The organism is Pedobacter psychrophilus (assembly GCF_001652725.1).
Classification (GTDB): domain Bacteria; phylum Bacteroidota; class Bacteroidia; order Sphingobacteriales; family Sphingobacteriaceae; genus Pseudopedobacter; species Pseudopedobacter psychrophilus.
In genome coordinates, this window is record NZ_LWHJ01000022.1 from 111,228 (window position 1) to 122,880 (window position 11,653).

General features: G+C 32.7%; 6 protein-coding genes and 1 pseudogene. All 7 read left to right on the top strand.

Going from position 1 to position 11,653, the window contains the following annotated elements; genetic code table 11:
- Positions 1–60 precede the first annotated feature (60 nt).
- The 7 genes and pseudogenes from A5893_RS05385 to A5893_RS05415 all read left to right on the top strand — a co-directional run bounded on the left by A5893_RS05385 (position 61) and on the right by A5893_RS05415 (position 11,629).
- Positions 61–4,161: a hybrid sensor histidine kinase/response regulator transcription factor gene (locus A5893_RS05385; protein WP_068821538.1), complete on the top strand. Its 4,101-nt coding sequence runs from the start codon at positions 61–63 to the stop codon at positions 4,159–4,161.
- 12 nt (positions 4,162–4,173) lie between these two features.
- The gene (locus tag A5893_RS05390) at positions 4,174–5,013 is read left to right on the top strand and encodes a polysaccharide lyase (RefSeq protein WP_068821539.1); all 840 of its coding nucleotides are present in this window, start codon (positions 4,174–4,176) and stop codon (positions 5,011–5,013) included.
- Positions 5,014–5,265: 252 nt separating this feature from the next.
- Positions 5,266–5,871 carry a polysaccharide lyase gene (locus A5893_RS05395; protein WP_157687474.1) on the top strand — a complete coding sequence of 202 codons (606 nt, stop codon included), beginning with the start codon at positions 5,266–5,268 and terminating at the stop codon, positions 5,869–5,871.
- An 11-nt stretch (positions 5,872–5,882) separates the two neighbouring features.
- Positions 5,883–6,149: pseudogene (locus tag A5893_RS05400) on the top strand (polysaccharide lyase); the annotation flags it as partial.
- Positions 6,150–6,422: 273 nt separating this feature from the next.
- Positions 6,423–7,946, top strand: a complete 1,524-nt coding sequence (locus tag A5893_RS18155; RefSeq protein WP_068821542.1) for a SusC/RagA family TonB-linked outer membrane protein — start codon at positions 6,423–6,425, stop codon at positions 7,944–7,946.
- Between the two features lie 35 nt (positions 7,947–7,981).
- Positions 7,982–9,805, top strand: a complete 1,824-nt coding sequence (locus A5893_RS18160; RefSeq protein WP_262497029.1) for a SusC/RagA family TonB-linked outer membrane protein — start codon at positions 7,982–7,984, stop codon at positions 9,803–9,805.
- Positions 9,806–9,817: 12 nt separating this feature from the next.
- The gene (locus tag A5893_RS05415) at positions 9,818–11,629 is read left to right on the top strand and encodes a RagB/SusD family nutrient uptake outer membrane protein (RefSeq protein WP_068821544.1); all 1,812 of its coding nucleotides are present in this window, start codon (positions 9,818–9,820) and stop codon (positions 11,627–11,629) included.
- Positions 11,630–11,653: the final 24 nt, after the last annotated feature.

Genomic DNA, 11,653 nt, shown 5'->3' on the forward strand with positions numbered 1-11,653 from the left:
TAAGCCTTATTAATTTTCTTATTTTGGTGCACCTAATTATAAGTGACCAAATTTTCTCAAATGATAAGATCCATAAAGTCTTTTATTCTTCTATTATTTCTGATTCAAAATTCTTTTGCACAAAATTTAGAATTTAAACATATTTCTATTGATAATGGATTATCCCAAAATACTGTTAATTCCATTGCACAAGATAAAAAAGGAATTATTTGGGTAGGTACTTTAGGAGGTTTAAATAAATTTAACGGTTACGATTTTACGGTCTACAGTCATAACGAAAGAGACAGTACTTCTATAAGTCATAATAGAATTAATGTTGTTTTTATCGATAAAGAGGGAAAACTTTGGATAGGTACAGATGACGGATTAAATCTTTATAATCCAAAAAACGAAACTTTTAGCCTTATAAAAAATGCGATTGATGAAAGATATTTTGTTTATTGTATAGCACAGGATAAAACAGGGAGACTTTGGGTAGGTACACAGCAAGGACTAAAATATTTAGATAAAAAAACCAATAAACTAATAGATGTAGAGTTAAATATCTCTAATATCAATAAAAGAGTTCAAAGCATTTACGAAGATGATAAAGGACTTTTATGGGTAGGCCTTGCAAAAGGTTTTAAAATTTATAATTACCTAAAACATCAAACATCAGATGGGCCAAAGCTGCTTCAAGAAAGCTTGAGTAATTCTTGGATTCAGTCTATCAAACAATCAGAAAATAAAGATTTTTGGTTTGCCACAGAAAACGATGGTGCATTTGTTTATAAAACACAAACAAATCAAATCTTTAATTATAATAAAGCTAAAGGTATACTTAGTAATACAGTAAGGGACATTCTATTTAAAGATAGTGAACACATATGGATGGCTACAAAAATGGGGCTCAGTATATTAAACCTCACATCTGGCGAGATCATAAATTATGGCTATGCTCCCAACTTAAGTTCAGAAAACTCCTTAAGCCACCCCTCTGTAAAATGCTTATTTAAAGATAAATCCCAAAATATTTGGTTGGGTACTTATGCAGGAGGTATCAATTTAATCTATAATTTCTCAAAGATATTTTCTTACAAAGGGATTAGGCAGGGCGATGTAAATCCACTATCAAATAAAGAAGTAAATGCCATTTTAGGTGATGAGGGTAACAAATTCTGGATAGCTACGGATGGCGGAGGCCTTAATTATTGGAATAAAGCTACTGGTAAGGTTGATGTTTATAAATACAACACAGATAATGTTCTGTATAATTTTATTAAAGATGTAGCCTTTGATAATGCTAATAAAAATCAGCTTTGGTTAGGTAGTTCTGCTGGGATTTTAATATTAGATATTCCAAGCAAAAAATTTACAGAATTTAAGGATATACAAAAAGGTATTAACGTAGAATTTAACCACGATTATAGCTTTCTAAATTCTCCTTATGGTTTATGGGTAGGTACAAATTATAATGGACTTCATCTCATTAAAAATAATAAAATAATAAAATCCTACACCATTGCGAATGGTAAATTAATTTCCAATAACATTTCTTGCCTATTAATAGAAAAACAATATTTATGGACAGGATACCTTCTTTCTGGGCTAAGTAAAATAAATCTTCAGACAGGAAAAATTAATTCTTACGCTTTTGAAAAGAACAATAAATACAGTTTAAGTAATAATTCCATATCGTGTTTATTTACAGATTCTAAAAACAGATTATGGGTAGGTACAAACGGTGGTGGATTAAATTATTTAGATGAAAAAAACAATAAGTTTTATGTAATTAATTCACAAAACGGATTAGGTAATAATAATATTCATGCAATAGAAGAAGATAGTAAAGGTGCGCTATGGGTAAGCAGTAATAAGGGAATATTTAAGATTGTGATTAAATTTGATAAATTTCCTTTAGCGGTTAGGGATATTGATGTTACTAATTATACGGTTTTAGATGGACTTCAAAGTAATCAATTTATTAGAGGTTCATCATTTAAAAACAAAGATGGTGAAATGTTTTTTGGAGGGATAAATGGATTAAACAGTTTTTTACCAAATAAAATTGGTTATAATAAAGAAATTCCAAACATCATTTTTACCGATTTTACAATTCTAAACAAGGATAAAGATGCTGACAGCTTGATTCAAAAACCTATAGATTACGCTAAAGAAATAACACTAAATTATGATGAAAGTTACTTTACTATAAAATTTGCAGCATTAAATTATATTTTCCCTGAAAGAAATAATTACGCTTATAAATTAGAAGGGTTAAATAAGGATACCTGGCATTATGTAAAAAATCAAAAAGAGGTAACTTATACAGGTTTGGAACCGGGGACTTACACATTTCTTGTAAAAGCCTCTAACAACAGTGGGATTTGGAATGATAATCCTCGACAACTTAAAATTATTGTACTTCCTCCGTGGTGGAAAACAACTTGGGCATATTTTCTATATTTTTTAGTGGTTTTATGTTTGCTTTATTTATTTAATTACTATACAAAATATACAGAAAGACTTAAAAATACCATTAAATATGAGACAGACTTGTATCATAAAGAACAAGAACTTTCACAAAAGAAATTAAGTTTTTTCATCAATATATCTCATGAGATTAAAACTCCAATAACCATGATCATGGCACCCCTGCAAAAACTTTTAGCCATGCATGAGGGAAATACTAAAACTGCTAATTATTTAGCATTGATGAATAAAAGCGGGCAAAGACTACTTAATTTGATAGACCAGCTTCTTGATTTAAGAAAACTAGACAACAATGGAGTTGACCTGAAAGCTGCAAAAGGTAATTTAGTAAGGTTTACAAAAGAAATTGTTATCGTATTTAATAATCTGGCCAAAGTAAAAAACTTAGAACTCACCTTTTCCTCAGAACAAGAAAAATTAGAATTATGGTTTGATAGAGATACGTTAGAAAAAATTCTTTATAATATAATTTCAAACGCTATTAAATACACACCAGATTATGGCAAAATTGATGTTTCGATAGAAGAGAACACAGAAAGCCAACAGGCTATTATAACGGTATCTGATAATGGTGTAGGTATTGCGAAAGATAGGTTGCCGGATATTTTTCAGCCATTTAAGCCATTGGATGTTACCCACAGTAATATTAAAGGTACGGGAGTGGGGCTTGCTTTTGCAAAAGAATTAATCGATTTGCACCATGGGTCAATAACTGTAGATAGTCATGAAGCTACTCATGAAAATAGAGGTTACACTAAATTTATTATAAAAATACCTTTGGGTAAAGAATATTTAGCAGATAAAGAGCTGGACAAAGAATATCTCATTTCCGAGGATATCAATAATTATAAATCATATAGTTTAAAACAACAAAATAATTTTAGGGAAAGAAAGGATCAGATTCAGCAGGCAAATGATAATGAAAAATTTACGATGTTATTGGTAGAGGATAATCCCGATGTTATCAATTTCTTAGCTGAAAGTTTTGAGGAGAATTTTACTGTACTTAAAAGTTTTGATGGTTCAGCAGGTCTTCAAGAAGCATTAAACAGTATGCCCGATATCATCATTAGTGATGTGATGATGCCCTTAATGGATGGGATAGAATTATGTAGCAAATTAAAATCAAATATCATCACCAGCCATATTCCTGTAATATTGCTTACCGCAAGAAGCCCGCTAATTTTTAAGCTCCAAGGTTTAGAGAATGGTGCAGATGATTACGTTACAAAACCATTTAATTTCGATTTACTAGATGTAAAGGTTTGGAACCTTATAGAAAATCGTCAGAAAATGAAATTGAGATATCAGAAAGAGATCACCTTACAACCAACAAACACTAGTATATCCACATTTGATGATAAATTTTTAGAAAATGTGATGAAATATATTGAAGATAATATTGCCGAAGAATCTTTAAGTGTAGAAGATTTGAGCCAACACATTGGGATGAGTAGAGGAAATCTATATCGTAAACTAAAAATGCTTACTAGTAAAAGTCCTGTAGAGTTCATTAGGCACATCAGGTTAAAGAGAGCTGCCCAACTTTTAAAACAGCATAAAATGTATATCAATGAAGTATCTTATATGGTAGGTTTTCAAAATGTAACTTATTTCAGAAAATGCTTTAAAGAAGAGTTTGGATATACACCTACAGGTTTTGCAAAAAACGACGACGAGGAAGAATAACAATAAAATCTAATGAAATCTATTAATCAAACCATATTAAGATGGAGTTTATATTCTGTCTCTTTATTTCTTTGTGTAAGCAATAAATCATTATTTGCTCAATCAGTAAGTCAAAAAGCAAATTCTCTGAAATCAAATATTGATTTAAATTGGGATAAATCTAAGCCGGGACCATATTCTTATTCAAATGCAGTAAAAGATTTCGGATCAATAATAGACTGGGCTCCAAGTCGTACAGATATAATAGATGGTACGTTTAGAGTTACTCTTTTACCAAACTTACTATCAGGTTATGGTGGCTTAGTGGCTAAAACTTTAATTGAAGAAGGCACTGTTTACGAACTTACTTATGATGTTAAATTTGATAAAGATTTTGATTTTGGAAAAGGCGGGAAAGTTGGTTTTGGTTTAAGAGTGGGAGATGGAAATACCGGATGCGATAAAGCGAACGATGGCAACGGTGGGAGTGCTAGATTAATGTGGTATACCAGCGATGGAACCACTAAGTTTAAACCATACATGTATTATTTTGATATGCCAGAGAATTGTGGGGATAATATGGTTTCAAATGCTTTTTATCCAAAAGAAGGAAGCATAGAAAAAGGTAAATGGTACAATATAAAAATATATGTTAAGAGCAATAATGCCAATCAAAAAGATGGCATGATAAAAGTTTCTATCGATGGAAATATAGTTCTTGATCAACCCATCAGATGGACAGCTAATAATGCTAAAAGATTTATCAATAAACTCTCTAATGATACTTTTAGAGGAGGCAGTGGAAATGATTGGAAGACTGATAATACTGGTTACATTTATTTAGATCATCTAACGCTTAAGAAAATAGAATAGAATTATTTCCCAATTGTAAACATTTCATCAGTATTGCTTTTTGTATTAAAGACACAAAAAAAAGTCTTTACAACATCATTTATTAGCCTTTTAACACCATATAAAGAGGTTTTGAACAAATGTATGCTATTATAGTAACAAATGTTATCTATTTAAAATCTCAAACCACCCTACTTTAGCATAACCTTTTATAAGTGATGTTTCTGTTTCGTCTATCGAATAAAGAGCATTGTTCAAAAACCATAATTAAAAATGAGTCAATATTTCAATAAAACAAAACTTTCGCTTTGCCTTATGTTGGGTTTAAGTTTAACCGTTGTGATTTCTTGTAAAAAAGATGATGCTCCTGTTTACCCAGTCACAAATATTCCAGATGTCAAACCTCCAACAGGTGAAACAGGAATGATAACATTTGATAGTTATCCTAATGGAATTTACTCTTCTGCAATGGCTCGTAATGATTTTTATGGAACTAATGTTTCTTCCTGGAAAGATAGTAGAGCAGAAATAGTTGATAAAGCTCTGCGTGTTAAATTAATGCCAGGCGATGTTAACCAAGGCTTTTACCCTCAATTTGACATTGTGGATGGTACAAGTTATGAAGTAACCTTTGATTTGAAATTTGCAAAGGGCTTTGATTGGTCTTTAGGCGGTAAATTAGGTGTAGGCTTTGGTATTGGAGATGTAATAGCAGGAGGAAATGCAACCAATGGAAATGGAGGAAGTGCCAGAATAATGTGGAACAAAACATCAACAGGGAAAGTGATTTTTAAACCATACCTATATTATGAAGGAATGCCAGACCAATTTGGTACTAATGTAGTAAGCTCTGCTTTTTCCCACAAACAGGAAGTTTAACTGACGACACCTGGTATACCATAAAAATACGTGTAAAAAGTAATACAGATTTTAAGGCTAACGGTTCCATCTTAGTTAAGGTGAATGGGTTAGAAATCTTAAATAGTAACACCATTAATTGGGGTGATAACACCGGTGGAAAAAACAAAGGTTTAATCAAAACACTAATGTTCCAAACTTTTAGAGGTGGGCAAGGCGTAGAATGGGAATCTAATGTTGATAGTTATATCATATACGATAACATTAAAGTAACAAAAGATCCTACTGCAGCATTTTAGGCGGTGGAATACGCAACAATTTTTTATAAAAAAATTAAAGATTATTGTACAAATGAGATTTAATTTATGTACAAATGTAGCCTATTGCAGGCTCAACATTATCTAATTTAGCCTTAATAATAACAAGCTTTATTATAAACCAAAACCAATTAAAATTAAACTAGAAAGGAGTCTTTGATGTCGTGAAATTTACTTACTTATTAACCAAATAAAAACCTTTTACACCTCTTGTAAAAGAACAACCAATTTTTTTAAACTTTAACTATAAAAAATATGAAGTTTTTTGCTCCTTTAAGAAGCATGCAGAAAATTTGCTCGCCATGTTTAACATTGCTGGCAACTTTAATCTTTATGACCCTGTTTGTAGAAAATACAAAAGCAGGTGTCAATTCAAATTTTAATTTATTAAAACTTAGCGCTACAAATGCAAATTTTCCTGTTAAAGGGAAAGTTTTGGATGAGCTTGGGCAACCAATACCAGGTGTAAGTGTACAATTAGCAGGAACAACTTTTGGTACAGTAACAGATTTGAATGGTAATTTTACTCTAAACGTCCCAGATGCTGGTGGTAATCTTAATTTTAGTTTTATAGGTTACAATAACTATACAATAGCTGTGGACAGTAAAAGTGGAGTTTTAACCATAAAACTTTCGCCTAGCACCAGCGCTTTAAACGAAGTTGTTGTTACAGCATTTGCAACCCAGAAAAAAGTAAATGTTACAGGAGCTATTTCTACTATTGATGCTAAAGACATCTTGGCATCACCGGTAGGTAATATTACTAATGCGTTAATTGGTAATGCACCTGGCGTTAGCGGCTTGCAAAAAAGTGGAGAACCAGGACGTAATGGTACAAAAATCTATATTAGAGGTTTATCTACTTATTCAGGAAGTTCTGATCCATTAATTGTTATTGATGGTATTGAACAACCAGCAGAAAGACCATATGAGCAATTAAATGGAATAGATGCAAACGAGATAGAAAGTGTAAGTATTTTAAAGGACGCAGCATCTACAGCAGTTTACGGAATTAGGGCAGCAAATGGAGTTATTATTGTTACCACCAAACGCGGTACAATTGGCAAACCTGTTATAAGTTTTTCTACAAATTTTGGAGCAACAAACGCTACAGATTTAACTGAATCTGCATCTTCTTACGATTATGCAATTTCAAGAAACAGAGCTATCAATGCTAATAACAAAAATCTTAACGACCCTAATAATAACGGAATATTATTTACTGCCGATGAATTATGGAAATTTCAAAATAACAGAGATTATACACCAGCGGAAGTAGCATCATTTTCTTTCTTAACGGCTGATCAAAAAGCAAGTTTAAATAACTCGCCTGCTTTATATTATGGAAGCCATGATTATTATAAAGATCAGTTTGATAATACAGGAACTCAACAACAATACAATTTAAATATTAGAGGAGGTAATGAGAAAGTTAAATACTATACTTCTCTTGGTTATTTTAATCAAGGCAGTATTTTAGAAAACTACCAGTTACAAGGGTCACATACAGGCTCAAATTTCAATAGGTCTAACTTTAGATCTAACTTTGATATCAAACCGCTAAATAATACCACAATATCTATAAATGTTGCAGGTCAGTTTGGCGCAATTGAAGGACCTGCTTTTGGCGTCAATCCATTTGACGATAATACAAGGTATAAGCAAATGATGCAATACTTGCAAGAAGGAAATGTCTTTTTAGTTCCTGGTATTATAGACGGAAAATTAGTCACAGGGGTACAAAACCAGCTGGAGGAGTTACACCTTCTAATCCTTTAGATATAAAGCAAACCGCCTTAGCCACTTCAGAATCTATTCTTTTAAATGGTGATAAAGGAACATATAATACAACCTTATTAATTGCCAGTGTTAAAATAGACCATAAGTTAGATTATCTTACAAAAGGATTATCAATAAGAGGTACTGCTAATTATGATGATTCATTTGGTAAATTTATCACCATAGGTTCTACTATTCCCAATTATAAGGTAAGGCGTAATCCAGCAAATCTTAATGAGCTGCAATTCTTTGGAGGTACTATTCCTCCGGTAAATTTTAATGGTACTTCTTATTCTAAAACTTATAATAAGCTTTATTTTGATGCAGGTATTAATTATGAAAGGAAAATAGGAGGCAGTGCTATTACTGCGCTTGTTTTAGGCAAGGCCAATAGGTATACGCTTCCAGAAGGGCAGTACAACACGCCATCAGGTATTATGGGTTTGGTTGGTCGTTTAACTTATAACTATAAAGAAAGATATCAGGCCGAACTTAACTTAGGCTACAACGGAACAGAAAATTTTGCTGAAGGCAGACGCTTTGGGTTTTTTCCTGCCTATTCGGTAGGTTGGGTTCCTTCTAGTGAAGCATTTTTTCCTAAAAATAAATACATCACTTTCTTAAAATTTAGAGGATCTTATGGAGAGCTAGGTAACGATCAATTTAATTCAGTGAGAAGATATCTTTTCTTACCTAACACTTATAACCTTAACCAAGGGACCTATTATCTAGGAACGTCTAACGGTATAGATCTTTTACCAAGATATAACATAACTACAGAAGGCGTATTAGGAAATCCGCTAGTAACATGGGAACGTTCTAAGAAGACAGATATAGGCATGGAAGCAAGATTTTTTTCTGATAAGCTTTCTATGGTACTTGATTTTTTTAAGGAAGACAGAGATAATATTCTAGGTAATTTAGGTATAATTCCCGCAACTTTCGGAGTACCAAGTGGTAACATCCCTCCGGTAAATATAGGTGTAACTCAAAACAAAGGATATGAATTGAGTTTAGGTTGGAGAGATCAAATTGGAGAAGTTAATTACGGAATTAATGGAGCAATTAGTTATACAAAAAATAAGGTAGTTTTTAGGTCAGAAGCACCATTTGCTAACGAGTGGCAAAATGCTACAGGAGCAGCAATAGGTCAGTATTTTGGTTTAACTAGCGATGGATTTTTTAATACACCCGAAGAGTTAGCAAATAGACCTTATAATACATATGCAAGTAATAGAAATACCTTAGGTGATATCCGTTATAAAGATTTAAATGGAGATAATGTTATTGATGATCAGGATGTTAGCCGTATTGGTTATTCTAATTTACCACAATATGCATTTAACTCTCGTGTTAATTTTGGATATAAAGGCTTTGATTTGAGTGTTTTATTTAACGGCACTGCAAGAGGATCTTTTTATGTTCCGCAAAATATGGTAGGTACATTCTTTAAAGCAAATGGAAATGTTTATCAGTGGCAGGTTGATGGAGAATGGACACCAGAACGAGTTGCAAATGGGGAGAAAATTACTTACCCTAGAATGGAGCTTAATACAACAACGGCTAATTCAAACTTTGTAAAAAGTGACTTTTGGCTTAAGTCTTCTGATTTTGTAAAACTCAAAAACATCGAGATTGGTTATTCCCTACGTGATTTAAAATTCATGAAAGCTCTTAATATAAGTTCTTTAAGGGTTTATGCAAATGGTAATAACTTATTTACTTTTCAAAACGACTTAGAAGTTTTTGGTCTTGATCCCGAAACTTCAGACTATACAAATTCGGGTAGAAATAATAATCAAGGTTATTTCTTCCCTCTAACAAGGGTTTATAATTTCGGATTAAACGTTCAATTTTAAATAATTATTAATATGAAAAAGACAATATATCTTTTAGCTTTCAGCTTATCATTATTACTGTTTTATGCTTGTCAAAAAGATTTTTTGCAAGTACCAGACACTACAGGAAATATAGATTTAACTAAAGTTTTTTCAACTCGGTTAAATGCAGAAGCTGCACTTTTTAATGGATACCGTAGAACCTTAGGCTACGGAAGTTCAGATGAAAATAAATATGCAACCTACAATCTTGTGTATGGCACTTTAGGCGTTGTTTCAGGGGAAAGAGGCAAAGGTAGACTTTGGCATCCATCATCTGATATCGCAGATGGAGGTGTTACCGCTAACAGATCAGTTTTAAATTACGGTAGTATCTTTAATAACGTAAGGACTTTATGGACGGTTTACGAAAATATTGATAAAGTGCCCGATATGGATGCAGACCTTAAATCTCGTGTTAAAGGCGAATGTAAAGGCCTTATTGCTTATCAATATTTATATGGTTTAAAAGGTTTTGGAGGTATTCCTATTGTAGAAAAAACTTTCGATCCTTCAGATGATTTAACTGCTCCTAGAGCAAGTGTTGATGAAACAGTAAAATTTATAGTAAAACTTTGTGATGAAGCTTTAGCTACTTTGCCATCAAACTGGGATCCCAGTCAAAAAGGTCGCTTAACAAAAAGTGCGGTATTGTCAATTAAGGCGCAAACGTTAATGTTTGCGGCTCGTCCATTGTTTAATTCAACATCACCATATTTAAGCTTAGGTGCAAATAATAAATTAATAAGCTATGGCAGCCCTAGTGCGCAACGTTGGCAAGATGCTATCACTGCTACACAAGCAGCGCTAACAGAAGCTACATCTGCAGGATACGCAATAATTAATACTGGAGGCACCACAGGTGTTCCAAATACAAAAGCTTTTGATGATTACGCTACAGCAACCTCTGTTCCTGGGAATAACGAAGTTATTTTAGCTTCTCAAATTGAAGAAACGGAAGCAGCAAGATATAGAAACGAGTCAGGTTATTGGACAAATAATCCTTTTAATAACTTTGCTCACGGGCTTTTGGGCAACTTTTTGCCTAATTATCAAAAAGCAGATGGTACAGAGCAAAATTGGCCAAAAGTAGGAGATCCTACAAGACCAGCGTCTGATTACTTTACTAGATTTGCTCAAATGGAACCTCGTTTCAGAGCAGATTTTGCCGGTCCTGGCGTACAAGCTTTAAATAATCCTAATGATGCGAAATGGGGCCCTACAAGTTGGGGACAGAATATGGGAAATTATGGAACTGCAGCTATTGCAGGTATAACCACTAATCGTCCTATTTACAGTTATGGATATGGATGTGCTGTCCAAACTAAATTTTATTATAAGGCAGGCAATAGGATATGGTTGCATTTGCCTTTATTTAGAGTTCCAGAACTATACCTTAACCTTGCAGAAGCATATAATGAGACTGACCAACCCGCTTTAGCATTAGTTAATTTAAACATAGTACATAATAGAGCAGGTCTGCCTAGTATAATTGAAACTGATAAAATAAAATTAAAAGCATTGATACAACGTGAATGGGCTGTTGAATTTTATGATGAGAACAAACGTTATTTTGATGTAAGACATTGGATGCTTCCAAATATTGGGAATGGTATTGTAGGTGGAGATATTTCTGAATTCCAGTTTCAAACTTCTTTAGCGGGAAATAAAAATCTTCAAGGCTCTTTATTAAACTATTATATGGCAAAAGTATATACTGCTTTTTGGAATGATAGAATGCGTTTAGAGCCATTCCCTCAAGGAGAAATTAATAAAAATGCTGTTATTCAAAATCCAGGATATTAAGCCTGATCATTCACTTATAAAGAT

Excerpts from the sequence above, each read along its gene's own strand:
- A5893_RS05385 (WP_068821538.1), top strand. The coding sequence starts at position 61 with ATGATAAGATCCATAAAGTCTTTTATTCTTCTATTATTTCTGATTCAA.
- A5893_RS05395 (WP_157687474.1), top strand. The coding sequence starts at position 5,266 with ATGAGTCAATATTTCAATAAAACAAAACTTTCGCTTTGCCTTATGTTG.
- A5893_RS05390 (WP_068821539.1), top strand. The coding sequence starts at position 4,174 with ATGAAATCTATTAATCAAACCATATTAAGATGGAGTTTATATTCTGTC.
- A5893_RS05415 (WP_068821544.1), top strand. The coding sequence starts at position 9,818 with ATGAAAAAGACAATATATCTTTTAGCTTTCAGCTTATCATTATTACTG.
- A5893_RS18155 (WP_068821542.1), top strand. The coding sequence starts at position 6,423 with ATGAAGTTTTTTGCTCCTTTAAGAAGCATGCAGAAAATTTGCTCGCCA.